The organism is Pseudomonas entomophila (genome assembly GCF_029478665.1).
In the GTDB taxonomy this organism is placed as follows: Bacteria; Pseudomonadota; Gammaproteobacteria; order Pseudomonadales; family Pseudomonadaceae; genus Aquipseudomonas; species Aquipseudomonas entomophila_F.
In genome coordinates this window covers 82,573-106,431 of record NZ_JARPQB010000023.1, presented here as the reverse complement: position 1 = coordinate 106,431, position 23,859 = coordinate 82,573, and the positions used below count along the sequence as shown (strand labels likewise).

Here is a 23,859-nt window from a genome sequence, read left to right as displayed (position 1 = left end):
ACACACGCAGGCCCTGTAAACAGACCGGCAATTATACGCACAAGTCACTCGGGAGGCCGCGATGCTGGAAACTGCGATCTACGATTGTCCCTATTGCGGTGAAGAAGTCGAGACGACCGTGGACTTGTCCGGCGGCGACCAGGAGTACATCGAGGACTGCCAGGTCTGCTGCAAGCCCATTCGTTTCGTGCTGCAGGTGCATGACGAGGAATGGATGCTGGATGTCTATGGCGAGAACGACTGATGCAACGGATCTATGACCCGGAAAACCTGCTGGAGGCGCAGATGCTGGTGGGCATGCTGGCCAGCGAGGGTGTCGAGGTGCATCTGGTCGGGCGCGACCTGATGGGCGCTGTGGGCGAGCTGCCGATGCAGGGCTTGCTGGGCCTGGCGGTGCCCGATGAGCAAGCCGGCTACGCGCGACAGTTGATCGACGCGTACAATGCCGCCCAGCCGCTTGTCGGCGAAGCGCCGGAGAGTTATCCCGGTACCCTGATCTGCTAGGTTCTGAAATCGCCCATGTGTGGACGCTACGCCCTGTTTCGCTGGACCCAGGCCTTCGCCGGCCTGCCCGGTTTCCCTTCGAGCCAGCAGGCCCAATGGAACATCTCGCCCGGCGCCACGGTGCTGATCCAGCGCCAGCTCGATGGCCAGATGCAACTGGCCAGCGCCCGCTGGGGGCTCACCCCGGCCTGGCTGACCGACTTGTCGCGCACGCCGGCCCAGGCCCGTGCCGAAACCCTCGCCGAGCAACCCATGTTCCGCGAGGCGCTGCGCCAGCGGCGCTGCCTGATGCCGGCCAACGGTTTCTACGAATGGCGCGGCACGGCGCGCAAACGCCCGTACTGGGTGACGCCGGGGGAGGGGGCTTCACTGTTCTTCGCGGCGGTGTGGGAAGTCTATCCGGTGCAGGAGCAGGAATGGCTGAGCTGTGCCGTGGTGACGCAAGCGGCGATGAACCAGCGTCGGCCGTTGATCCTGGATGAAGCCGAGCAGGCGATCTGGCTGGACCCGGAGACGCCGCTGGCGCGCCTGCACGAGTTGTTGGCCAAGCCCCCGACCGCCTTGCGCGAAAGGGCGTTGACGTATTTCGTCAACGATCCGAAGCTCAATGGGCCGGAGTGCCTGACGCCCGCTTGAGTATTGAGCCGGTGGCTTTCCCTGTAGGAGCGGCTTTAGCCGCGATACAAACGACGCGGTGCCTGGCACCGGCATTGCCGGTGTTCGCGGCTGAAGCCGCTCCTACAGGTTTGCTGCATTTCAAACCCTGAACTGATTGATCAGGCGCCGTTGCTGCTCTGCCAGCTTGGTCAGCTCGGCGCTCGCCTGGCTCGACTCGTCGGCGCCACCGGCCACCTCGCCGGCCACCTGGCCGATGTTGATCACGTTGCGGTTGATGTCCTCGGCCACCGCACTCTGCTCCTCGGCGGCGCTGGCGATCTGGGTGTTCATGTCGTTGATCACCGACACTGCCTGGGTGATGCTCTCCAGCGATTCGGCGGCGCGGCTGGCCTGCTGCACGCTGACATCGGTCTTGCCCTGGCTCTCTTCCATCACCCGCACCACTTCCCGCGTACCTTGCTGAAGCTGCTGGATCATGTGCTGGATCTCTTCGGTGGCCTGCTGGGTTTTCTGCGCCAGGTTGCGCACCTCGTCGGCGACCACGGCGAAGCCACGCCCTTGCTCGCCGGCCCGGGCGGCCTCGATGGCCGCGTTCAGCGCCAGCAGGTTGGTCTGCTCGGCGATGGCGCGGATGGCCACCAGGATGGCGTTGATGTTCTCGCTGTCACGGGCCAGGTCCTGGACCACGGTGACCGCGCGGCCGATTTCGGTGGCCAGGGCGCTGATCGAGTGCGAGGTGCCGCGCACGATGTCCAGGCCTTCGTTGGCGGCGCGGTCGGCGTCGCTGGCAGCCTGCGCCGCCTGGGTGGCGTTGCGCGCCACATCCTGGGCCGTGGCGGTCATTTCGTGCACGGCGGTGGCCACCTGGTCGATCTCGGCCATCTGCTTGTGCACGCCCTGGTTGGTACGGATGGCGATGTCGGCGGTGTGTTCCGACGAGTCGCTGACCTTCTGCACCGAACTGACCACCTGGCTGATCATCGTCTGCAATTTGGCCAGGAAGGTGTTGAAGCCCTTGGCGATGGCGCCCAGTTCGTCGGCGCGGTCGCTTTGCAGACGGCGGGTCAGGTCACCCTCCCCCTGGGCGATGTCGTCGAGCATGGCGACCATCTGTTTCAGCGGCCGGGCGATGCCCTGGGCCAGTAGCCAGATCACCAGCAGTCCCAGGGCGGCGATGCCCAGGCCGACCACGGTCATGCCGGTGATGTCGGTGCGACGCTGCTCGGCCAGGTCTTTCTGCAACTGGGCGGCGTCGGCCATGACGGTGCTGAGCGGCAGCTCCAGCAGCAGGGTCCAGCGGGCGTCGGTGCTGGCCACCTTGAACGGCAGGTACAGCTCGATGCGGTCCTTGGCGGTCTCGACCTTGTAGTGCAGGTCTTCGCCGACGAGGTTCTTGAGGGTGCTTGCTTCATCGGCGTCCAGTACATCGCTGGCCTTTTCGCCGAACTTGGCCGAGTCGCGGGTATAGGCCACCAGGCGGCCGTTGCTCGACACCAGGGCCAGTTCGCCAGCGCCGTTGTAGAGCTGACGGTCGGCGGCGTTGAGCAGGTCCTGAATGAAGTTCACCGACAGGTCGGCACCGGCCATGCCCTTGAACTGGCCGTCGACCATGATCGGCTCGACGAAGGAAGCGAGCATGACCATCTTGTCGCCCACTTTATAAGGGGCCGGGTCGATCACGCAGGCCTTCTTCGACTCTTTCGGGCACAGGTAGTACTCGCTGGCGCGCACGCCGGTGGCCAGCACGGTGCGGTCGTCGACGTCGGCCAGCTTGTCCTGGCCAAGGCTGCCATCGCCGTTGCGGAACCACCAGGGCAGGAAGCGGCCGCTGGCGCTGTCGATGCCGACCATGCTGCTGCCGACATAGCGGGCGTCATCGTGGTCGAGGGCGTTCGGCTCCCAGCCCAGGTAGGCGCCGAGCACGCTCGGGTTGGCCTCGACGGTGCGTTTGAGCTGGTTGATCAGGTGTTCGCGGTCGACCCGCATCAGTGGCCGGCCGTCGGCGCCTTGCATGCCGATCATCGCGTTGCCGGTGGCCAGGCCGCGGGCGATCGACAGCGGCGCCTCCAGGCCGCGCTGGATCTCGCTGACCTGGGTGCGGGCCAGCGCCGACAGGCGCTGTTCGATCACGCTTTCGAACTGTTGCTGGGTGCGCTGCTGCACCAGCGTCTGGGTGCGTTCGCCGGAATACACGGCATAGAGCACCAGGGCGGCGACAATGCTCAGTACGATGGCACCGGCCAGGGCGGCCACGGAAAACTGGATCGACTTGAACTTCATGGAAGGCTCCGCGCGCAAGGAGGTCGTGTCCCCGGGTTATCGGCGGGCTAATACAAAAGCATGAGGGGCGTGCAGAAATCTTCCCTGCGGCTCTGGCGGGGCCGGGCGACTGGGCCTAGGATACGCGGCACGTAAAAAGGGAGTGTTTTAAATGCGTAAGTCATTCGTTGTCAGTATGTTGAGCGCCAGCGTCCTGCTGGGCGGCTGCCAGGCGGTCAATACCACCAGCGGTGGCGCCGTGGGCGTCGAGCGCAAGCAGTACATGTTCAGCATGCTCTCGACCGATGAGGTCAACCAGATGTACGCCCAGTCCTACCAGCAGACCCTCGGCGAGGCGTCGAGCAAGGGCGTCCTGGACAAAAGCAGCGCCGACGCCAAGCGCGTGCAGGCCATCGCCGATCGCCTGATCGCCCAGGCGCCACAGTTCCGGCCGGATGCCGCACAGTGGAAATGGGAAGTCAACGTCATCAAGAGCGACGAGCTGAACGCCAACTGCGGCCCGGGCGGCAAGATCATCGTCTATACCGGCCTGATCGATCAGCTCAAGCTTACTGACGCCGAGATCGCCGCGGTCATGGGCCACGAGATTGCCCACGCCCTGCGCGAGCATGGCCGTGAAGCGATGTCCAAGGCCTATGGCGTGGAAATGGCCCGCCAGGGCGCCGGTGCGTTCCTCGGCCTGGGCCAGGACAGCATGGCGCTGGCCGATACCGTGGTGAACTACGCCATGACCTTGCCCAACAGCCGCGCCAATGAGAACGAAGCCGACCTGATCGGCCTGGAACTCTCGGCCCGCGCTGGCTACGACCCGAACGCCGCGATCACTCTGTGGAACAAGATGAGCAAGGCGTCCGAAGGCGCGCCGCCTGAGTTCATGAGCACCCACCCGGCGTCGAGCAGCCGTATCGCTTCGTTGCAGGCAGCCATTCCGAAGGTGATGCCGCTGTATCAAGCCGCCAGGAAGTAATTCACCGGGCCCCCTGTAGGAGCCGGCTTTGCCGGCGAACACCGGCAAAGCCGGTGCCAGGCACCGCGCTGTCTGGTTCGCCAGCAAGGCTGGCTCCTACAGGGTCTTCAGCCTATCCAGCCACTGGTCTTCATCGCCGAATACACCGCGACGACGGCCAGCACGAAGAACGCCGCCGCCGCCAAGCGACGGATCAGCGTCAACGGCAGTTTCTCCGCGGCGAAGTTGCCCGCCAGTACCACCGGCACGTTGGCAATCAGCATGCCCAGGGTGGTACCGATGATCACCATGATCAGGTGCGGGTACTGGGCGGCCAGCATCACCGTGGCGACCTGGGTCTTGTCGCCGATCTCGGCCAGGAAGAATGCGATCAACGTGGTCAGGAACGGCCCGAAGCGGCGTGCGTTGCTGGTTTCGTCATCGTCCATCTTGTCTGGCACCAGGGTCCACAGCGCGGTGGCGGTGAAGCTCGCGGCGAGGATCCAGTGCAGCACGGATTCGGTGAAGAAGCTGCTGACCCAGGCACCCACGGCGCCCGCGGCGGCGTGGTTGGCCAGGGTGGCGGCGATGATGCCGGCGATGATCGGCCAGGGCTTGCGGAAACGCGCCGCGAGGATGAGCGCGAGCAGTTGCGTCTTGTCGCCGATTTCGGCGAGGGCAACGATGGCGGTGGGGACGAGCAGTGATTCCAGCATCAGGATTCCTACGGGGGCGGGTCGACACGGCTATGACACGTACGACCTCCCCGCCCCGGGTAAGGTGTGCGTGTCATAGGTCTTGTCAAACCCTGGACCTGTCTGCGCAGATCGTGGGTCGCACGCGCCATGGCCTGTGGGCCAAGTGTGTTGACGCGTACCGGGCGAGCGGAGGGCTCGCGGGAGACTACTCCCCTAGGACGGAGCGGATTCTGCCTACGCCGGGCGCTTTCGGCAAGCCCTGTTTTTACCCGCGTGTCGCCCGGTAGATACGGAAACCCTGTGCCTCGGCGCGGACCTCGCAGTTGCCAAGTGCGCCCTCGATGAGCGGTTGGTAGCGCAGGAAGCTGTTGGCTACCAGGCGCATTTCGCCACCTTTTCGCAGGTGTTCGCCGGATTTTCTCAGCAGGTTTTCCGAGGCTTGGTAATCGGTATGCACCCCGGTGTGGAACGGCGGATTGCTCAGGATGAGGTCCAGCCCACTCGGTGCGGCATCGATGCCGTCACCGCTGATCACGTCGCCTTCCAGACCATTGGCTGCCAGGGTCAGGCGGCTGGCGGCGACGGCAAAGGCGTCGACATCCAGCAGGGTGACCCGGCTCTGTGGGTAGCGGCGCTTGATCGTCGCGCCCAGCACGCCGGCACCACAACCGAAGTCGAGCACATGCCCACCGGGCAACCCGTCGAGGTGTTCCAGCAGCAGGGCGGTGCCCTTGTCCAGGCGACCATGGCTGAACACCCCCGGCAGGCTGACCACGTGCAACGGGCCGTCCTCGAGCGGCAGCTCGAAGCGCTCGGCCAGGCTCTCCAGCGGCTTGGCCTCGGGCGCATGGTCGACGGTCACCTGCCACAGCTGGCAGTGGCGTGCGCTGTCGAGCTTGCGGGGCCTGCCGAACGCTTGCAGCTGTTTCGCCGCGCCCTCGATGCCGCCGCGTTTCTCACCGACCAGGTACAGCTCGCGCCCGGCCAGGCGGGCGGCCAGGGCGTTGAGCAGGTAGGCGGCCAGTTCACGGGACTTGGGCAGGAACAGGATGGCCGCGTCGAAAGCCACGTCGGGCACGCTCACACCATGGTGGCAGCGATCGCCGAAACGGCTTTCAAGCAGAGCCTGGTCGCCTGCATGCCAAGTCCAGCCGTGGGCCTTGGGCAGTTGGCCGAGCAGGCCATCGGCGGGGGCGCCGGCGATCAGCAGCGGCTTCTGGAACAGCTCCGTCTGGCGGAGCATTACTTCACTGCGCGGGTCCATGAACGGCGCCTCCTGGAAAAAGTCGCGCAGTGTAGCAGAGCCTTCGCTGACTCAGCCGACCACTCGCCGCGGTTGCCCGGCAAAGAATGCCTGGGCATTTTCGGCGAGCTGGCCGACGATGCGCTGGCGCGATTCCACCGCGCCCCAGGCGCTGTGCGGGGTCACGATCAGGCGGGGAATATCCGCTGCCAGCAACGGGTTGCCATTGACCGGAGGCTCGACACTGAGCACATCGGTTGCCGCGCCGCCCAGGTGACCGCTGCGCAGGGCATCGGCCAGGGCCTGTTCGTCGATCAGCCCGCCACGGGCGGTGTTGACCACCAGCGCGCCGGGCTTGAGCAGGGCCAGCTCACGGGCGCCGAGCATGTGCCGGGTGCGTTCGTTGAGCGGGCAGTGCAGGGTCAGGGCATCGACCTGTGGCAACAGTTCATCGAGTGGCAGCCGATCATCGCGGGTCGGGCGCCCGGGGATCTGCCCGCTGAGCACGCGCATGCCGAACGCCTCGGCCAGCCGCGCCACCGCGCCACCCAACTCGCCATGGCCGAGCAGGCCAAGGGTCTTGCCCTCGAGTTCGACGATGGGGTAATCCAGCAGGCAGAACTGGCTGGCCTTGGCCCATTCGCCCCGGGCCACGGCCTGCTGGTAGTCGCACAGGCGCGTGGCCAGGGCCAGCAGCAGGGCCAGGGTGTGCTGGGCCACCGATGGCGTGCCGTAGCCCTGGCAGTTGCATACCGTGATGCCTTGGGCGTGGGCGGCGGCCAGGTCGACGTTGTTGGTGCCGGTGGCGGCGACCAGGACCAGCTTGAGCTGCGGGTTGGCGGCCAGGCTGGCGGCGTCGAGCATCACCTTGTTGCTGATCACCGCCACGGCGCCTCGCAGGCGCTCGGCTACCTGGTCGGGGCGGGTGGTGGCGAACAGCTGCAGATCATCGAACTGATCCCGCAGGGGGGAAAGGTCGAGATCACCGAGATCCAGGGACGGATGGTCGAGAAACACGGCGCGACGTGGGCTGGGCATGGGGGCTCCGGTGCAGGGCTGGATGCATTCTTGGCGTTGGCGCGAACCTGTGGGAACCATTGTCTTGTGCTGGCTGTACTGGCCTGTTCGCCGGCAAGGCCGGCTCCTACCGGGGGCGCGATCCATTCAGGGCAGTGTCTGGCCCGCCGGTGCCGTTCGTCAACGCCGGTATCGCCGCTCATACCTTTGCACGGCAAATCATTCCTTCGGCTGATTTGACCGGCGCGTCACCAATCTAGAGTGGATCCCAGAGCTGTCCGGCCCGCATTACAGAAAAGGGATACCCATGTTGCAGACGCGCATCATCAAGCCCGCCGAGGGCGCCTACGAATTTCCGCTACTGATCAAGCGCCTGCTGATGTCCGGCAGCCGCTATGAAAAGACCCGCGAGATCGTCTACCGCGACCAGATCCGCCTCACCTACCCGCAACTGGGCGAGCGCATCGCGCGGCTGGCCAACGTGCTGACCGCAGCTGGCGTCAAGGCGGGTGACACGGTGGCGGTGATGGACTGGGACAGCCACCGTTACCTGGAGTGCATGTTCGCCATCCCGATGATCGGCGCGGTGGTGCACACCATCAACGTGCGCCTGTCACCGGAGCAGATCCTCTACACCATGAACCACGCCGAAGACCGCTTCGTGCTGGTCAACAGTGATTTCATCGGCCTCTACCAGACCATCGCCGGGCAACTGACCACGGTGCAGGGGACCGTGCTGCTGACCGATGGTCCGGACAAGAGCGCCGACCTGCCGGGCCTGCGCGGTGAATACGAGCAACTGCTGGCAGCGGCCAGCCCACACTACGATTTCCCCGATTTCGACGAGAATTCGGTGGCCACCACCTTCTACACCACCGGTACCACCGGCAACCCCAAGGGGGTTTATTTCACCCATCGCCAGCTGGTGCTGCACACCCTGGCCGAAACCTCCGTGCTCGGCAGCCTGGACAGTGTGCGGCTGCTGAGCAGCAACGATGTCTACATGCCGATCACACCCATGTTCCACGTGCACGCCTGGGGCATTCCCTACGCGGCGACGATGATGGGGATCAAGCAGGTCTACCCCGGGCGCTACGAGCCAGACATGCTGATCAAGCTGTGGCGCGAAGAGAAGGTGACCTTCTCCCACTGCGTACCCACCATCCTGCAGATGCTGCTCAACTGCCCGTCGGCTGCCGGCCAGGACTTTGGCGGCTGGAAGATCATCATCGGTGGCAGCGCGCTCAACCGCGCGCTGTATGAGGCCGCACTGGCCAGGGGCATCCAGCTTACCGCCGCCTACGGCATGTCCGAGACCTGCCCACTGATCAGCGCCGCGCACCTGAACGACGAGCTGCAGGCCGGCAGTGAGGATGAGCGCACCAGCTACCGGATCAAGGCCGGTGTGCCGGTGCCGCTGGTCGAAGCGGCGATCGTCGATGGCAATGGCAACTTCCTGCCCGCTGATGGCGAAACCCAAGGCGAGCTGGTGCTGCGCGCACCCTGGCTGACCATGGGTTATTTCCGCGAGCCGGAGAAGAGCGAAGAGCTCTGGCAGGGTGGCTGGCTGCACACCGGCGATGTCGCCACCCTCGACGGCATGGGGTTCATCGATATCCGCGACCGTATCAAGGATGTGATCAAGACCGGTGGCGAATGGATCTCGTCGCTCGACCTCGAGGACCTGGTCAGCCGCCACCCTGCGGTGCGCGAGGTGGCGGTGGTCGGCGTGCCTGATCCGCAGTGGGGCGAGCGGCCGTTCGCACTGCTGGTGGTGCGCGAGGGGCTGAGCATCGATGCACGCAGCCTGAAGGAACACCTCAAGCCTTTCGTCGAGCAGGGGCATATCAACAAGTGGGCGATTCCCAGCCAGATCGCCATTGTTACTGAAATTCCCAAGACCAGCGTCGGCAAGCTCGACAAGAAGCGCATCCGCGTGGATATCAGCCAATGGCAGGCCAGTAACAGCGCATTCCTTTCCACGCTGTAACCACCCTCGTGTGTCGCGGTCGCAAGATCGCGACCCGCACGCTAGAGAGGGTGGTGTCTTGTCAAACGGCAAAATTGAGCCATGCTTCACCACTGCCAGCGCACAGGCCGGTCTTTTGGGGCGGGCCAACAACAGGGAGCGCAAATCACACTTTAGAGGGATCTAGCACCTGTGACCGCTGGCTATAGTCGGGCCAGGGGAATTTCAGGAATGGGGGAGGGCGCCGCGCATTGTCGTGGCGCCTCGGGCAGGAGCCGGCTTCACCAGGCGCTCGGCCGTTTCTGAAAGGACTCACTGCCATAACAAAAAAGTACATGGAGTAGCGTCGATGACATCTGCAAACCCGTTCTGGCGCCGGGCACGTCTGCCCTTGGCCGTCAGCCTCGCTTCCACGCTTGCAAGTCCTGCTTTCGCGGTCAGCTTCAACATCGGTGAAATCGAAGGCCAGTTCGACTCGTCGCTCTCCATCGGCGCCAGCTGGTCGACAGCCAACCCGAACAAGGACCTCATCGGGGTCAACAACGGCGGCAAGGGGTTGTCGCAGACCTCCGACGACGGCCACCTCAACTTCAAGAAGGGCGAGACCTTCTCGAAGATCTTCAAGGGTATCCACGACCTCGAGCTCAAGTACGGTGACACCGGCGTGTTCGTCCGTGGCAAGTACTGGTACGACTTCGAGCTCAAGGACGAGCACCGCGAGTTCAAGGACATCAGCGACTCCAACCGCAAGGAGGGCGCCAAATCGTCTGGTGCGGAGCTGCTCGACGCCTTCGTCTACCACAACTACTCCATCGCCGACCTGCCGGGCTCGGTGCGCCTGGGCAAGCAGGTGGTGAGCTGGGGTGAGAGCACCTTCATTGGTGGCGGCATCAACTCGATCAACCCGATCGACGTGTCCGCCTTCCGCCGCCCAGGTGCCGAGGTGAAGGAAGGCCTGATTCCGGTCAACATGTTCTACATCTCCCAGAGCCTCACCGACAACCTGTCGGCCGAAGCCTTCTACCAGCTCGAATGGGACCAGACCGTCGTCGACAACTGCGGCACCTTCTTCTCGCAGCCGGACATCATCGCCGACGGTTGCAACAACAACTTGCGCGTGCTCAACAGCAGCCGCACGGTGCCAGTGGCGGCCCAGCAGTTTCTTGCCACCCGTGGCGTGAACATCAACGAGGAAGGCGTGATGGTCGGCCGTGGCCCGGACCGTGACGCCCGTGACAGCGGCCAGTTCGGTGTCGCCATGCGCTACATGTTCGAGCCGCTGGACACCGAGTTCGGCGCCTACTTCATGAACTACCACAGCCGTGCGCCGATCTTCAGCGCCACCGGCGCCCCGCAGTCGGTGTACGCCGGCCTGGCGGGCCTGCCGGCCCAGCTGAGGTCGCTGGCGCCGATTATCGTCGCGGGCAACTCGAAGTACTTCGTCGAGTACCCGGAAGACATCCGCCTCTACGGCCTGAGCTTCTCCACCACGCTGCCCACCGGCACGGCCTGGAGCGGCGAGTTGAGCTACCGCCCCAACGCCCCGGTGCAGTTGAACACCACCGACATCCTGTTCGCCGGTGTGCGTCCGATCGGTGGCGCACTGGCCAATGCTTCGCTGCTCAACGGTGTTCCCGGCCAGGACCTGCATGGTTATCGCCGCAAGGAGATCACCCAGTTCCAGACCACCCTGACGCACTTCTTCGACCAGGTGATGGGCGCCAGCCGCATGACCGTCGTCGGCGAGGTGGGCGTCACCCACGTCGGCGGCCTGGAAAACGCCCACGAAGTCCGCTACGGCCGCGACCCGGTCTATGGCCCTGGCCCGTTGCCCGCCACGGGGGGTGCCAACACCTGCCAGGCACTCAATGCCAGCACCATCGCCGGTGCCGGTGCAGGCGCCTCCACCGCCAACCTCAACCGCAAGTGCGAGAACGACGGCTACACCACCAGCACCTCCTGGGGCTACCGCGCCCGGGTAATCTGGGACTACAACGACGTCTTCGCCGGGGTCAACCTCAAGCCGAACGTGGCCTGGTCCCACGATGTCTCCGGCTACTCGCCGGGCCCTGGCGGCAACTTCGAGGAAGGCCGCAAGGCGATCAGCCTGGGCCTGGACGCCGAGTACCAGAACACCTACACGGCCAGCCTGTCGTACACCAACTTCTTCGACGGCAAGTACACCACCGTGGATGACCGCGACTTCGTCGCCCTCAGCTTCGGCGTGAACTTCTAAGAACACTGATCCAGGACGACAACAGAATGAAGATGACCACACGTCTGCTGCAAGCCGGTGTACTGGGCCTGTCCCTGCTGGCGACCAGCGTCATGGCTGCGGTTTCCGCCGATGAAGCAGCCAAGCTAGGCTCGAGCCTTACGCCAATGGGTGCGGAGAAAGCCGGTAACGCCGATGGTTCGATCGGCCCTTGGGAGCCGCTGTCGAAGTCGGCCGGAACGGTCGATGCCAAGGGTTTCCTCTCCGACCCCTATGGCAGCGAGAAACCGCTGTTCACTATCACCAAGCAGAACGCTGCCCAGTACAAGGACAAGCTTTCGCCTGGCCAGATGGCGATGCTCGAGCGCTACCCGGACACCTACAAGATCCCGGTGTACAAGACCCACCGCGGCTCTACCGTGCCTGACGATGTCTTCGCCGCGATCAAGGAAAACGCAACCAAGACCACGCTGGTCGGTGGGGGCAACGGCCTTGAGAACTTCCGTACCGCCATCCCGTTCCCGATTCCGAAGGATGGTGTGGAAGTGATCTGGAACCACATCACCCGCTACCGCGGTGGCAGCGTGACGCGCCTAGTCACGCAGGCCACCCCGCAGCAGAACGGCTCGTACAGCCTGGTGTACTTCAGGGACCAGTTCGTCTTCCGCGACAAGATGAAGGATTACGACCCGAGCAACCCAGGCAACATCCTGTTCTACTTCATGCAGGAAGTGACCGCTCCAGCGCGCCTGGCCGGGACCGTGCTGCTGGTCCACGAAACCCTCGACCAGGTCAAGGAGCCGCGCAAGGCGTGGATCTACAACGCTGGCCAGCGCCGCGTGCGTCAGGCACCGCAAGTCTCGTACGACGGTCCGGGTACCGCCGCCGACGGCCTGCGCACGTCCGACAACCTGGACATGTTCAACGGCGCGCCAGATCGCTACGACTGGAAGCTCGAAGGCAAGAAGGAGATGTACATCGCCTCCAACGCCTACAAGCTCGATGACCCGAAACTCAAGTATTCGGACATCATCAAGCCTGGCCACATCAACCAGGACCTGGCGCGTTACGAGCTGCGCCGTGTCTGGCACGTGGTCGCCACGCTCAAGGCTGGCCAGCGGCACATCTACGCCAAGCGTGACTTCTACATCGACGAAGACACCTGGCAAGCTGCGGTGATCGACCAGTACGACGGTCGCAACCAGCTGTGGCGCGTGTCCGAAGCCCATGCCCAGCCGTACTACAACGTGCAGGTGCCGTGGTACACCCTCGAGGCCATCTACGACCTGCAATCGGGCCGCTACCTGGCCCTGGGCATGAAGAACGAAGAGAAGAGCGCCTACGACTTCGGCTTCACTGCCGGCAAGGCCGACTTCCAGCCAGCTGCCCTGCGTCAGTCGGGTGTACGTTGAGCTGATTGTCACCCACTCCGTGTGATCCCCCAGAACGCCCCGGCTTGCCGGGGCGTTTCTGTTTTGGCGTGGGCTGAAACCGGCAGGGATTCTCTACCCTGCATTGATGACGAGATATCGACCCCGCTGATGTCGATCGGTCTTGTCTCGTTTTGTCGTAGTCTTTTTTGCTCGAAGCGCACCCATCATCTTCAATTGCGTGGCGTTTGCCGCTAGTCTCGCAAAGATCCGTACCGCCGAAGCCTTACAATCAGAACGAGCCGGCCATGACAGACCTGTCCCGTACGCATGGAGTTGCCAGTCAGGCCTTGGGCCTGCTGGACGGGCGTTTCTTCCGGCCCCCGTTGCCGGAAGCGCACGTACCGAGAGCGCGCCTGTGCCAGCGGTTGCAGCCTGGGCTAACGGGCCGGTTGCTGTTGGTCAACGCACCGGCGGGCTTTGGTAAAAGTTCACTTGCCATCGAGTTCTGCCAGGAGCTGCCTTCTCACTGGCGCAGCCTATGGCTTGGCTTGAGCCAGCGTGACGCTGACCCTGGGCGCTTCCTGGAGCGCCTGCTTGAGGGGCTCCAGCAGTTCTGTCCAGCCTTGGGCGGACAGGCCCTCGGGTTGCTCAAGATGCGTCAGCGCCACCAGCCTTTCGCCTTCGAAGAGTGGCTCGATGGCCTGCTCGACGAGCTGGCGCTCTACCTGCAACCCGACACGCCCCTGCTGCTGGTACTCGACGACTACCATCTCGCCCAGGGGCCGGTGCTCGATCGCTGCCTGCAATTCTTCCTCAATCACCTGCCGCCCGGCCTGGTGCTGCTGGTCACCAGCCGCCAGCGCCCCGATTGGCACCTGGCTCGCCTGAGGCTGTCACGGCAACTGGTCGAGCTCAACGAGCAGGACTTGCGCCTCACGCCAGACGAAGCGCTGGCCGTGATCGGTCGCCAGCCCACCGGTTTGCGTGGCCAGGCCCTCGACAATCTGATCCAGCGCAGCGATGGCTGGGTCGCCGGCCTGCGTTTCTGGCAGTTGGCGGCCAGCGAGTCCGGTGACGACAACGCCTTGCCCCAGGCCCTGCATGGCGGCGAGGGGCTGATCCGTGATTACCTGCTGGAGGAAGTCATCGACATGCTGCCTGCGCCGGTGCAGGCATTCCTCTATGAAACCGCTTGCCAGGAGCGCTTCTGTTCCGAGCTGTGCGATGCCCTGCGCGAGCGCCATGACAGCTCGGATGTCTTGCGCTATTTGCAGGCCCACCAGGTGTTCCTGGTGCCGCTCGACGAGCACGGGCGCTGGTTCCGCTATCACCATTTGTTCTCCGACCTGCTGCGTAGCCGCCAGGCGACCGAGCCGTTGGCGGCGCTGCACCTGCGTGCTTGCCGTTGGTTCGAAGGGCAGGGGCTGCTCGATGAGGCCGTGGAGCAGGCGTTGCGAGCGGGCCACCTGGATGTGGCCGCCGACCTGGTGCAAAGCCTGTCCGAGGAGCAACTGCTGGCAGAGCAGAACGTCGGCATGCTGCTGCGCTGGAAAATGGACCTGCCCGAAAGCCTGCTCATCAGCACGCCACGGCTGATCGTGCTGTACAGCTGGGCCTTGGGGCTCGCCTGCCAGTTGGACGCCGCCGAAGAGCTTGCGGGCTACCTCAGCCGTTTCCTGCCAGCACCGTCGGCCACGGCCCAGAAGTCGATGCTGGCCCAATGGCTGGCGCTCAGCGGCGTCATCGCCCGTGGCCGGGGTGACCGTGAGCGTACCCAGGCCTACTGCGGCGAGGCTTTGCAAAGCCTGCCCTGCAAGCGCTACGGTCAGCGTCTGGTGTGCCTGTCCACGTTGTCCAACCTGGCCATTGCCGATGGCGACTTCTGGCGGGCACGGGGGTGGAACCGTGAGGCGCTGGAACTGGCCCAGCGGGTCGGCAACCCCTTGTTCGAAGCGTTGGCCCACTACGACCGGGCCCGGGTGCTGCATGCCCGTGGCGAGGTGCTGCGGGCGCAGGATGAAGTGCGTCAGGGGCTGCTGCGGCTGCAGGGGTTGTCGGGGCAGCGCCTGTACGCCGTGCGCGCTCGCCTGACATTGTACGAAGGTTACCTGTTGGCAGCGCGCCTCCAGCCTGTCCAGGGGCGCGCTCGCTTGCGTGCGGGCCTCAGCGAGGCACGTAGCTGCCGCGATATCAGCGTGTTGATCGGCCATTGCGTGATCGCCTCGCTCGATGGTCGTGAAGGGCGCTTCGCCGAGGCATTCGCGGAATTGGCCGAAGCCGAGCGGCTGATGCATATCTGGGACGTGCCGCCGATCTTCTACCTGGCCATGATCACCCTGGTGAAATGCGAACTGTGGCTGGCCCAGGGGCGGACGGACCTGGCCGAATCCTGGTTGCTGCGTCTGGGGCAAACCTATGGCGGCGAGCAACCTGCGGCCGCCCCCGAGTTTCATCCGCTGCTGCCCCTGCACATCGAACTGCAGCAGGCATTGCTGGAGCGCGTGCTGGATCGCCCACGCGAGGCCGAGGCACGTTTGCGCACACTGGTCGAGCGAGGCCAGGCCAGTGGCGGCATGACACTGGTGGTCAGTGCGTTGTGCCAGTTGATCGGCCTGTTGCTCGGTGAAGGCCGGGAGCCCGAGGCGGGCAGGTTGTTGCCCCTGGCACTTGAGGCGGCTCAAGGTGGTGCGTTACAGGCATTCCAGCGGTTGCTTGAGGATCAGCCCACCTGGTTGCGTGAACAACTGGCGGGCCAGCCCGTCAGCCCTGCCCAGGCTGACCTGCTGGCACGTCTGCCTGAGGCGCAGGCGAATGACCTCGGCGCTACCGAGGCGCTCAGTGGTCGTGAGCTGGCCGTGCTGGAGCTGATTGCCCAGGGCTGCTCCAACCAGCAGATCAGTGAGCGCCTGTTCATCTCGCTGCACACGGTCAAGACCCACGCCAGCCATATCAACGGCAAGCTGGGTGTCGAGCGCCGCACCCAGGCCGTGGCCAGGGCCAAGTCCCTGGGGCTGCTGGCGTAACCCGGCCAGCGTCACTCCAGGGCTCATCTTTCCCGACCCGCTGCCGATACAGGATTCGGCGCCATGCATCGTCGCGCGCCTTCTCCCCATTTCTTCGCATACAGGTCGTGTTGATGCTGCAGTACGGGCAAAAAAACTTTCTGATCGTCGACGACTTCACCGACTTTCGCACTTCGACCCGCTCCATGCTGCGGGAGCTGGGCGTGCGCGACGTGGATACCGCGGACAGCGGCGAGCAGGCGCTGCGCATGTGCTCGCAGAAGCGCTACGACTTCATTCTCCAGGACTTCCACCTGGGCGATGGCAAGAAGAATGGCCAGCAGGTGCTCGAAGACCTGATCCTCGACAAGCTCATCAGCCATGAGTGCGTGTTCATCATGGTCACGGCCGAGAGCAGCCAGTCCATCGTGCTCAGTGCCATTGAGCACGAGCCCGACGCCTACCTGACCAAGCCTTTCAATCGGGTTGGTCTGGCCCAGCGGCTGGAGAAGCTCACCCAGCGCAAGACGTTGCTCAAACCGATCCTCCAGGCCCTCGACCGCTCCCGCCCGGCCGAAGTGCTCGCGGCTTGTGCAGAATTGTGCAAGAAAGATCCGCGTTTCGCCCCGCTGTGCCTGCGCTATCGCGCCGACGCACTGCGTGACCTGAACCGTTTCGAGGAGCTTGAGAAGTTCCTCAAGAGCATCCTCGCCAGCCGTCCACAGCCATGGGTCTACGCCGCACTGGGCAACCTGTTGCACAAGCGCGGCCAGAACGCCCAGGCCCAGGGCGTCTACGAGCAGGCGCTCAAAGCCTTCCCGATCATGCCCAACCTGTATGACGGCATGGCGGAGGTGCTGGTCGCCCAGGGTGAAACCCGGCGTGCCCAGCACATGCTTGAAGAGGCGGTACGTCTGTCGCCACTCGCCGTGCGCCGACAGGCCGCCCTGGGTAAGCTGGCCCTGGATAACGCCGACTTCGAGAGTGCGTCGAAGGCCTTCCGTCACGCCGTGAATCAAGGGCAGAGTTCGCGCTACAAGGATGCCGAAAGCAACCTGGGGCTCGTTCAGGCACTGATGAACAAGAACGCCGGCAACGGTCTCGACGCCCGGACTCGCGTCGAAATCAACACCGTGCTCAGCGAAGTGGCCAAGGAGAACGTCGAGGACCAGGGCCTGCAGGTGCGCGCACGCTTGATGAAGGCCGCCAGTCTGCAACAGGCCGGTGACGCGGAAACCGCGGCCAAGCTCACCGAGCAGGCCATGCAGCGCCTGGACAAGATGGAACAGTTCTTCTCGGTTGAAGCAGCGCTCACCGTGGCCAAGCAGTTGCAGCAGCTTGGCCAGGACGCGGCGGGTACCTCGATTCTCAAGGGGTGCGTGGAGACCTACGGCGACGATCCCAAGGTCATGCAGAGCGTGGCCAAGCTCACCGACGACCCCACGGTGCTCGGTGCCGTGACCGAGGCGGTGGATCTGAACCGTCAAGGCGTGCGCAGCTATCAGGGTGGGCAGCTCAACGAGGCGCTGGGCATGTTCCGCAAGGCGCTGTCGTTGCAGCCGAAGAACATCAGTATCGCCTTGAACACTGCCCAGGCGCTGTTGCGCATCGGTGGCGAGACGCCGTCGCCCGCAGTCATGCAAGAGTGCCGCAACTGCCTGACCAGCGTGGCCGGCATTCCCGCCAGCGACAGCCGCTACGACCGCTACCGCAAATTGCACATCCGGGTGTTCGGCGCATGAACCAGGACAACCAGGGGCTGGATTTCTCCACGGTGATCGCCTCCACCGTGCACGACCTGAAGAACTCCCTTTCGGCGCTGACCCATGCCCACAGCCAATGGCTGGCGCGCCTGCCCGAAGATCTGCGCGGCGGCACCGAGCAAGGCGTGGTGGAGCATGAGCTCAGCCACTTGAACGGCATGCTGGTGCAGTTGCTGGGGCTGTACAAGCTGGGCGTCAACCAGCTCCCCATCTGCCCGGACTACCACGAACTCGACGATTTCATCGAAGCTCAGCTGGCGGCCCAGGAAGAGGTAATCAAGCACCGTGACATCCTCGCCACCTGGCGTATCGAGACCGAAAGCCCATTGGGGTTCTTCGACCGCGAGCTGGTTGCTTCGGTCGTTGCCAACGTGCTCACCAATGCCATCCGCTATGCCGGTCATGCGTTGTTGATCAGCATCGAGGAAGAGGGCGAGCAACTGGTGATCAGCGTCAACGACGACGGCACCGGTTATCCACAGCGCATGCTCGAGCGCCAGCACGACTATGTGCAGGGTATCGATTCGCAGAGTGGCAGTACCGGGCTGGGGTTGTACTTTGCCGCGCGGATTGCCGCACTGCATGAAATCGCGAATGGCGGGACGCTGGGCGGCGGGTTGTTCCGGTTGTATCTGCCCTGAGAACCGGGTGAACACGTCGGCCCTTCAGGGGGCGCGTGTTGGCTGCCAGGTGCCTGGCGATGGCTTTGCAGTGCTCTTCAGATCGAGCGCCGCCCGCGCGGCGCATCGCGGATGAATCCGCTCCTACATCGGTTGCAACGTGCCGCGCCTTGGGCGGCGGCAGCGCCAGTCGAAAAATCGCGGCGAACAAACAAGGCGGACAACCATGGCCTATCTGGCATGGCCACGTTGCAATAAATGTAGGAGCGGATTCATCCGCGATGCGCCGCGCGGGCGGCGCTCGATCTCACGGGCGCTGCAATGCTTTAATCGAGCATCTTGATATCTGTGTAAATAAGCGAAACACCTTCATGGGCCGAACATGAACTCATTACCTGCCTCCCTCATCCGCGAAACCTTCCCCGTAGGCCCGTTGCAGTGCAACTGCACCCTGATCGGCGACCCCCTCACCAAGAAAGCCATCGTCGTCGACCCGGGCGGTGACGAGCAGAAGATCCTCGCCCGCCTGCAGCACCACGGCCTGACGCTGGTGAGCATCATCCACACCCATGCCCACTTCGATCACTTCCTCGCCTCCGGCAAGCTCAAGGCGCTGACCGGCGCCACGTTGCACCTGCACAAGGCCGACCAGCCGCTGTGGGACAACCTGGAGATGCAATGCCAGATGTTCGGCATGCCCTACCCCCCCGTACCTTCGCCTGACCGCTGGCTGAGCGACGACGAGGAGCTGGCCTGCGGCTGCGGCGTGGCGCTGCACACCCCCGGGCACACGCCGGGCTCCATGAGCTTCTGGTTCGCCGAGCACAAGCTGCTGATCGCCGGCGACACCCTGTTCCGCCGGGGCGTGGGGCGCACCGATTTGTGGGGGGGCGATCAGCGGGCTATCGTTCGTTCCATCAAGGAACGCCTGTACCGCCTGGATGAAGAGGCCATCGTGGTGACCGGCCATGGCCCGGACACCCGCCTCGGCGACGAGATGCGCGAGAACCCGTTCGTGCGCGCCTGAGGTTTCATGGAATTTTTCCGCTGCGCTGCAATCCAAGGCTGGCACAGATCCGTGAGTGATCCGCCGCACTTTTGAATTTCAGTAGGAGCTTGTCCATGTTCACCATGCGTCGTCTGATTATCGTCGCTACCGCCGCTGCCCTGATGTCCGGTTGTGCCAGCCCCAACCCGTATGACAACCAGGGCCAGTCGCAGGAATCCACAGGGATGAGCAAGACCGCCAAGTACGGTGGGCTCGGTGCGCTGGCCGGCGCCATCGCTGGTGCTGCCATCGACCACAACAACCGTGGCAAGGGCGCGCTGATCGGCGCTGCCGCGGTGGGCGCCGCCGCCGCCGGCTATGGCTACTACGCCGACAAGCAGGAAGCCGAGTTGCGCGCGAAGATGGCCAACACCGGCGTCGAAGTGCAGCGTCAGGGTGACCAGATCAAGCTGATCATGCCGGGCAACATCACCTTCGCCACCGACTCGGCGAACATCTCCCCAAGCTTCTACTCGCCGCTGAACAACCTCGCCAACTCGTTCAAGCAGTTCAACCAGAACACCATCGAGGTAGTCGGCTTCACCGACAGCACCGGCAGCCGCCAGCACAACATGGACCTGTCGCAGCGCCGCGCCCAGGCCGTCAGCAGCTACCTGACCTCGCAGGGCGTTGACGCAACGCGGGTGACCGTGCGCGGCATGGGCCCGGACCAGCCGATCGCCAGCAACGCCGATACCAACGGCCGTGCGCAGAACCGTAGGGTCGAGGTCAACCTGAAGCCGATCCCGGGTCAGCAGTATGACCAGCAGGGTACCGTTCAGCAGTACCCCTGAGTCGCCAAGACGCTGAGTCGGTGGGGCCGCTTCGCAGCCCATCGCGGGTAAACCCGCTCCTACAGGTACAGCGCAAGCCTTGAGGTTTGTACTGCACCTGTAGGAGCGGGTTTACCCGCGATGGGGCGCGTAGCGGCCCCATCTGCATTCAGCGCACGGTGCTGGCCTGAATGGCCGTCAGCGCGATGGTATGCACGATATCGTCCACCTGTGCCCCGCGCGGCAGGTCGTTGACCGGCTTGCGCAGCCCCTGGAGCATCGGCCCGAGGCTGACGCAGTCGGCGCTGCGTTGCACGGCCTTGTGGGTGGTGTTGCCGGTGTTCAGATCGGGGAACACGAACACCGTGGCGCGCCCGGCCACCGGGCTCGATGGCGCCAGCTGGCGGGCGATCTCGGGGTTGGCGGCGGCGTCGTACTGCAGCGGCCCGTCGATCAGCAGGTCGTGCTCGGCCTGCTGCGCCAGGCGTGTGGCCTCGCGCACCTTCTCCACCTCTTCGTCGCTGGCCGCCGAATCGCTGGAGTAGCTGAGCATCGCCACCCGTGGCGCGATGCCGAACGATTCGGCCGACTCGGCGCTCTGCCGGGCGATCTCGGCCAGTTCGGCGGCGCTGGGGTGTGGGTTCATCACGCAATCGCCATACACCAGCACCTGGTCGGGGAACAGCATGAAGAACACCGACGACACCAGGCTGGCGCCCGGTGCGGTCTTGATCAGTTGCAGGGCCGGGCGAATGGTATTGGCGGTGGAGTGCACCAGGCCCGAAACCAGGCCGTCGACCTCGCCCAGGGCAAGCATCATGGTGGCGATCACCACCGGATCCTCAAGTTGCTGCTCGGCCATTGGCGCGTTGAGGTTCTTGCTCTTGCGCAGCTCGACCATGGGCTCGACATAACGGCTGCGAATCAGCTCCGGATCCAGCACCTCCAGGTCGGGCGGCAGGGTGATGCCCTGGGCACGGGCGACGGCTTCCACCGCTTCCGGCTTGGCCAGCAGCACGCAGCGGGCGATGCCGCGCGCCTGGCACAGGGCGGCGGCCTGGACCAGCAGTGGCTCGGCGCCCTCGGGCAGGACGATGCGCTTGTTGGCCTGCTGGGCGCGCTGGATCAACTGGTAGCGGAACACCGCTGGCGACAGGCGCAGCTCGCGTGGCGTGCCACAGCGCTGGTGCAGCCAGGCGGCATCGAGATGGCTGGCGACGAAGTCAGTGATGAATTCGGCGCGCTCACGGTCATCCACCGGGATCTCGCGGTTCAGCGAATTGAGCTGGTTGGCGGTGTCGTAGGAGCCGGTGCTCACCGACAGAATCGGCAGGCCCGCTTGCAGGGCGCCGCGGCACAGGCCGAGGATGCGCGGATCGGGTTTGCTGTCGCTGGTCAGCAGCAGGCCTGCCAGGGGCACGCCGTTGATCGCCGCCAGGCTCACTGCGAGGATGATGTCGTCACGGTCGCCCGGGGTCACCACCAGGGTGCCGGAGGTCAGCAGCGGCACGGTGTTGGCCACGGTGCGCGCGCAGATGATGATCTTGTTCATGCGCCGCTGTTCGTAGTCACCGGCGTTGAGCACCTGGGCGCCGAGCAGTTCGGCGACATCGCGGGTGCGCGGCGCGTTGAGGTCGGCTTGATAGGGGATGCACCCCAGCAGGCGGAAATCGTTGCCACGCAGCAGTGGCGAGTGCTCGCGCAGACGCGTGGCGAAATCGGCCATGCTTTCGTCGGTGCGCACCTTGTTGAGGATCACCCCCAGCACCTTCGGATCGCGCGGGCCGCCGAACAGCTGGGCCTGCAGCTCGACCCGGCCGGACAGCTCGCTCAATACCTCGTTTTCCGGCGCTGATACCAGGATCACCTCGGCATCCAGGCTCTTGGCCAGGTGCAGGTTGACCCGTGCCGCATAGCTGGCGTGCCGGGTCGGCACCATGCCCTCCACGACCACCACGTCCTTGCCGACGCAGGCTTGCTGGTAGAGACGGATGATCTCTTCGAGCAGTTCGTCCAGTTGCCCGTCACCGAGCATGCGTTCGACGTGGGCCAGGCTCAATGGCGTGGGCGGCTTGATGCCGTGGGTGCGGGCGACCAGTTCGCTGGAGCGTTCCGGGCCGGTGTCGCCGGGATGCGGTTGGGCGATCGGCTTGAAGAAGCCGACCTTGAGCCCGGCGCGTTCCAGGGTACGGACCAGGCCCAGGCTGATGGAGGTCAGGCCGACACCAAAGTCGGTCGGCGCGATGAAAAATGTCTGCATGCGTGCTTCTCGAAATAAGCGGTGCAAGGAATTCAATGGCCAAGGGTAGCGCTAACGGCACCCTGGGCGCACCAGCCACAGGCAAATGCCTGGCCGACCCGTTGCGCACGCTGGACGGGGTCGAGCACCCAGGGGCGCGATTGCCAGGGGGGCTGGTGGCGCAGGTGCTGGGTGTGGCCGCAGGACAGATCGACCACCCAGTGACCTTCCTCGTCCTGATGGAAGCCGATGATCTGACTGACGGGCGACTGTTCATCCATGGCGCGTTCGCAATCGGACGATGCCTTGGTTACACTTCCCGGTTCTACATTCTTTTGCAAAAGGTCTTGCCCCATGCTGATCGCCGCCAACAAGGCTGTCTCCATCGACTATACCCTGACCAACGACGCTGGTGAGGTCATCGACAGCTCCGCCGGTGGTGCGCCGCTGGTCTACCTGCACGGTGCCGGAAACATCATCCCGGGCCTGGAAAAAGCCCTGGAAGGCAAACAGGCCGGTGACGAACTGACCGTCGCCATCGAACCAGAAGACGCTTATGGCGAATACTCCGCCGAGCTGGTCAGCACCCTGAGCAGCAGCCTGTTCGAAGGCGTCGACAAACTGGAAGTCGGCATGCAGTTCCACGCCTCGGCGCCGGATGGCCAGATGCAGATCGTTACCATCCGCGACATCGACGGCGACGACGTGACCGTCGACGGCAACCACCCGCTGGCCGGCCAGCGCCTGAACTTCAAGGTCAAGGTCATTGACGTGCGTGATGCCAGCGAAGAAGAAATCGCTCACCGTCACATCCACGGCGAAGGTGGCCATCACCACTGATTTTCTGCGCTAAGCTCAGAAAGTCGCCAGGCGCTCGGGCAAGCCGGACTTGCCCTCCTCGGGAGGGTAGACGGCTTGACCGCGCGCCTTTTTAGTGGGCGGAATTCGCCCCCAGCGGCAAATGGGAACCTGAGAGGGGAATCAACATGAGTGCATTTCACGACCTGACGTTGCAGGCGCTGGATGGCAAGGAGCTGCCCCTTGCACCGTTCAAGGGCCAGGTGGTGCTGGTGGTCAATGTTGCGTCCAAGTGTGGCCTGACGCCGCAGTACGCTTCGCTGGAAAAGCTTCATCAGCAGTTCAAGGGCAAGGGTTTCAACGTGCTCGGCCTGCCGTGCAACCAGTTTGCCGGGCAGGAGCCTGGGAGCGAAAAGGAGATCAACGACTTCTGCCGCCTCAACTATGGCGTGAGCTTCCCGATGGGGGCCAAGCTCGAGGTCAACGGCCCGCATCGTCATTCGCTGTATCGCTTGCTGGCAGGCGAAGGCGCCGAATTCCCGGGTGATATCACCTGGAATTTCGAGAAGTTCCTGGTGGGCAAGGATGGCCGCGTGCTGGCGCGTTTCGCGCCACGGACCGCACCGGACGACCCGACCGTGGTCCAGGCGATCGAGAAGGCGCTGGCCTGAACAGCCCAAGGGGCCGCCGAGCGGCCCCCGCAATCTCTCGCGATACCCTGCAATCACTCAAATCAATGATGCTGTGCCCGTT

General features: G+C 64.5%; 20 protein-coding genes, 1 pseudogene and 1 riboswitch. Of the genes and pseudogenes, 14 read left to right on the top strand and 7 right to left on the bottom strand.

Annotated features, from left to right (window positions below):
• The first annotated feature begins 61 nt into the window (after window positions 1-61).
• Genes P5705_RS13725 through P5705_RS13715 form a run of 3 tightly spaced genes read left to right on the top strand, consistent with a single transcriptional unit; the run spans window position 62 to window position 1,140 of the window.
• A complete protein-coding gene (locus tag P5705_RS13725; RefSeq protein WP_277461367.1) occupies window positions 62-244 on the top strand; it encodes a CPXCG motif-containing cysteine-rich protein in 183 nt (60 codons plus the stop codon).
• Window positions 244-504 (top strand): putative signal transducing protein, encoded by a 261-nt coding sequence (locus tag P5705_RS13720; RefSeq protein WP_248918698.1) that lies wholly within the window; start codon window positions 244-246, stop codon window positions 502-504. Before P5705_RS13725 ends, P5705_RS13720 begins: the two co-directional genes overlap by 1 nt.
• Window positions 505-519: 15 nt before the next feature.
• Window positions 520-1,140 (top strand): SOS response-associated peptidase, encoded by a 621-nt coding sequence (locus P5705_RS13715; RefSeq protein WP_277461366.1) that lies wholly within the window; start codon window positions 520-522, stop codon window positions 1,138-1,140.
• A gap of 120 nt (window positions 1,141-1,260) precedes the next feature.
• Here the strand turns inward: P5705_RS13715 and P5705_RS26400 are convergent, their stop codons facing one another.
• Together P5705_RS26400 and P5705_RS26395 are read right to left on the bottom strand one after the other, a co-directional pair.
• The gene (locus P5705_RS26400) at window positions 1,261-2,004 is read right to left on the bottom strand and encodes a methyl-accepting chemotaxis protein (protein WP_373694316.1); all 744 of its coding nucleotides are present in this window, start codon (window positions 2,002-2,004) and stop codon (window positions 1,261-1,263) included.
• A 114-nt stretch (window positions 2,005-2,118) separates the two neighbouring features.
• Window positions 2,119-2,319, bottom strand: a pseudogene (locus P5705_RS26395) (HAMP domain-containing protein); the annotation flags it as partial.
• Between the two features lie 1,234 nt (window positions 2,320-3,553).
• Between P5705_RS26395 and P5705_RS13705 the strand changes: the two are divergent.
• Window positions 3,554-4,369, top strand: coding sequence for a M48 family metallopeptidase (locus tag P5705_RS13705; protein WP_277461364.1), 816 nt, complete (start codon window positions 3,554-3,556; stop codon window positions 4,367-4,369).
• A 107-nt stretch (window positions 4,370-4,476) separates the two neighbouring features.
• On the opposite strand, the gene P5705_RS13700 is transcribed toward P5705_RS13705, so the two are convergent.
• The 3 genes from P5705_RS13700 to P5705_RS13690 all read right to left on the bottom strand — a co-directional run bounded on the left by P5705_RS13700 (window position 4,477) and on the right by P5705_RS13690 (window position 7,327).
• Window positions 4,477-5,061: a TMEM165/GDT1 family protein gene (locus tag P5705_RS13700; protein ID WP_213661110.1), complete on the bottom strand. Its 585-nt coding sequence runs from the start codon at window positions 5,059-5,061 to the stop codon at window positions 4,477-4,479.
• A 90-nt stretch (window positions 5,062-5,151) separates the two neighbouring features.
• A riboswitch (yybP-ykoY riboswitch) is annotated at window positions 5,152-5,273 on the bottom strand.
• A gap of 38 nt (window positions 5,274-5,311) precedes the next feature.
• Entirely contained in the window at window positions 5,312-6,310 is a 999-nt protein-coding gene (locus P5705_RS13695; protein ID WP_277461363.1) for a class I SAM-dependent methyltransferase, read from the bottom strand.
• 51 nt (window positions 6,311-6,361) lie between these two features.
• Window positions 6,362-7,327 carry a 2-hydroxyacid dehydrogenase gene (locus P5705_RS13690; protein WP_277461362.1) on the bottom strand — a complete coding sequence of 322 codons (966 nt, stop codon included), beginning with the start codon at window positions 7,325-7,327 and terminating at the stop codon, window positions 6,362-6,364.
• Between the two features lie 286 nt (window positions 7,328-7,613).
• On the opposite strand from P5705_RS13690, the gene P5705_RS13685 reads away from it, so the two are divergent.
• The 8 genes from P5705_RS13685 to P5705_RS13650 all read left to right on the top strand — a co-directional run bounded on the left by P5705_RS13685 (window position 7,614) and on the right by P5705_RS13650 (window position 20,090).
• Entirely contained in the window at window positions 7,614-9,296 is a 1,683-nt protein-coding gene (locus tag P5705_RS13685) for a fatty acid--CoA ligase (RefSeq protein ID WP_277461361.1), read from the top strand.
• Between the two features lie 328 nt (window positions 9,297-9,624).
• Entirely contained in the window at window positions 9,625-11,511 is a 1,887-nt protein-coding gene (locus tag P5705_RS13680; protein ID WP_277461360.1) for a DUF1302 domain-containing protein, read from the top strand.
• A 26-nt stretch (window positions 11,512-11,537) separates the two neighbouring features.
• Entirely contained in the window at window positions 11,538-12,902 is a 1,365-nt protein-coding gene (locus P5705_RS13675; protein ID WP_277461359.1) for a DUF1329 domain-containing protein, read from the top strand.
• 266 nt (window positions 12,903-13,168) lie between these two features.
• Window positions 13,169-15,886, top strand: a complete 2,718-nt coding sequence (locus P5705_RS13670) for a LuxR C-terminal-related transcriptional regulator (RefSeq protein ID WP_277461358.1) — start codon at window positions 13,169-13,171, stop codon at window positions 15,884-15,886.
• Window positions 15,887-15,999: 113 nt separating this feature from the next.
• On the top strand, window positions 16,000-17,607 hold the full coding sequence (locus P5705_RS13665) for a response regulator (protein WP_277461357.1): 1,608 nt from the start codon (window positions 16,000-16,002) through the stop codon (window positions 17,605-17,607).
• Complete coding sequence (locus tag P5705_RS13660) at window positions 17,604-18,269, top strand: sensor histidine kinase (RefSeq protein ID WP_277461356.1); 666 nt, start codon at window positions 17,604-17,606, stop codon at window positions 18,267-18,269. The genes P5705_RS13665 and P5705_RS13660 overlap by 4 nt, the downstream gene beginning before the upstream one ends.
• Before the next feature lie 361 nt (window positions 18,270-18,630).
• Entirely contained in the window at window positions 18,631-19,275 is a 645-nt protein-coding gene (locus tag P5705_RS13655) for an MBL fold metallo-hydrolase (protein ID WP_277461355.1), read from the top strand.
• Window positions 19,276-19,370: 95 nt separating this feature from the next.
• Window positions 19,371-20,090, top strand: a complete 720-nt coding sequence (locus P5705_RS13650) for an OmpA family protein (RefSeq protein WP_277461354.1) — start codon at window positions 19,371-19,373, stop codon at window positions 20,088-20,090.
• Window positions 20,091-20,238: 148 nt separating this feature from the next.
• Here P5705_RS13650 and pta read toward each other — a convergent pair whose 3' ends face one another.
• Both pta and P5705_RS13640 read right to left on the bottom strand, forming a co-directional pair.
• Window positions 20,239-22,329, bottom strand: a complete 2,091-nt coding sequence (gene pta / locus P5705_RS13645; RefSeq protein WP_248918711.1) for a phosphate acetyltransferase — start codon at window positions 22,327-22,329, stop codon at window positions 20,239-20,241.
• Window positions 22,330-22,361: 32 nt separating this feature from the next.
• Window positions 22,362-22,664 carry a DUF3565 domain-containing protein gene (locus P5705_RS13640; RefSeq protein WP_277461353.1) on the bottom strand — a complete coding sequence of 101 codons (303 nt, stop codon included), beginning with the start codon at window positions 22,662-22,664 and terminating at the stop codon, window positions 22,362-22,364.
• Here P5705_RS13640 and P5705_RS13635 point away from each other — a divergent pair.
• Both P5705_RS13635 and P5705_RS13630 read left to right on the top strand, forming a co-directional pair.
• Window positions 22,663-23,148 (top strand): FKBP-type peptidyl-prolyl cis-trans isomerase, encoded by a 486-nt coding sequence (locus P5705_RS13635; protein WP_277461352.1) that lies wholly within the window; start codon window positions 22,663-22,665, stop codon window positions 23,146-23,148. The two genes, P5705_RS13640 and P5705_RS13635, sit on opposite strands and share 2 nt — an antisense overlap.
• 146 nt (window positions 23,149-23,294) lie before the next feature.
• Complete coding sequence (locus tag P5705_RS13630; RefSeq protein ID WP_277461351.1) at window positions 23,295-23,777, top strand: glutathione peroxidase; 483 nt, start codon at window positions 23,295-23,297, stop codon at window positions 23,775-23,777.
• The last annotated feature ends 82 nt before the right edge of the window (window positions 23,778-23,859 follow it).

Bases quoted from the DNA above. Each gene is read 5' to 3' on its own strand.
- P5705_RS13670 (WP_277461358.1), top strand. From the start codon at position 13,169: ATGACAGACCTGTCCCGTACGCATGGAGTTGCCAGTCAGGCCTTGGGC.
- P5705_RS13675 (WP_277461359.1), top strand. From the start codon at position 11,538: ATGAAGATGACCACACGTCTGCTGCAAGCCGGTGTACTGGGCCTGTCC.
- P5705_RS13635 (WP_277461352.1), top strand. From the start codon at position 22,663: ATGCTGATCGCCGCCAACAAGGCTGTCTCCATCGACTATACCCTGACC.
- P5705_RS13650 (WP_277461354.1), top strand. From the start codon at position 19,371: ATGTTCACCATGCGTCGTCTGATTATCGTCGCTACCGCCGCTGCCCTG.
- P5705_RS13720 (WP_248918698.1), top strand. From the start codon at position 244: ATGCAACGGATCTATGACCCGGAAAACCTGCTGGAGGCGCAGATGCTG.
- P5705_RS13630 (WP_277461351.1), top strand. From the start codon at position 23,295: ATGAGTGCATTTCACGACCTGACGTTGCAGGCGCTGGATGGCAAGGAG.
- P5705_RS13725 (WP_277461367.1), top strand. From the start codon at position 62: ATGCTGGAAACTGCGATCTACGATTGTCCCTATTGCGGTGAAGAAGTC.
- P5705_RS13680 (WP_277461360.1), top strand. From the start codon at position 9,625: ATGACATCTGCAAACCCGTTCTGGCGCCGGGCACGTCTGCCCTTGGCC.
- P5705_RS13685 (WP_277461361.1), top strand. From the start codon at position 7,614: ATGTTGCAGACGCGCATCATCAAGCCCGCCGAGGGCGCCTACGAATTT.
- P5705_RS13695 (WP_277461363.1), bottom strand. From the start codon at position 6,310: ATGGACCCGCGCAGTGAAGTAATGCTCCGCCAGACGGAGCTGTTCCAG.
- P5705_RS13715 (WP_277461366.1), top strand. From the start codon at position 520: ATGTGTGGACGCTACGCCCTGTTTCGCTGGACCCAGGCCTTCGCCGGC.
- P5705_RS13690 (WP_277461362.1), bottom strand. From the start codon at position 7,327: ATGCCCAGCCCACGTCGCGCCGTGTTTCTCGACCATCCGTCCCTGGAT.
- P5705_RS13705 (WP_277461364.1), top strand. From the start codon at position 3,554: ATGCGTAAGTCATTCGTTGTCAGTATGTTGAGCGCCAGCGTCCTGCTG.
- pta (WP_248918711.1), bottom strand. From the start codon at position 22,329: ATGCAGACATTTTTCATCGCGCCGACCGACTTTGGTGTCGGCCTGACC.
- P5705_RS13665 (WP_277461357.1), top strand. From the start codon at position 16,000: ATGCTGCAGTACGGGCAAAAAAACTTTCTGATCGTCGACGACTTCACC.
- P5705_RS26400 (WP_373694316.1), bottom strand. From the start codon at position 2,004: ATGGCCGAGATCGACCAGGTGGCCACCGCCGTGCACGAAATGACCGCC.
- P5705_RS13640 (WP_277461353.1), bottom strand. From the start codon at position 22,664: ATGGGGCAAGACCTTTTGCAAAAGAATGTAGAACCGGGAAGTGTAACC.
- P5705_RS13655 (WP_277461355.1), top strand. From the start codon at position 18,631: ATGAACTCATTACCTGCCTCCCTCATCCGCGAAACCTTCCCCGTAGGC.
- P5705_RS13660 (WP_277461356.1), top strand. From the start codon at position 17,604: ATGAACCAGGACAACCAGGGGCTGGATTTCTCCACGGTGATCGCCTCC.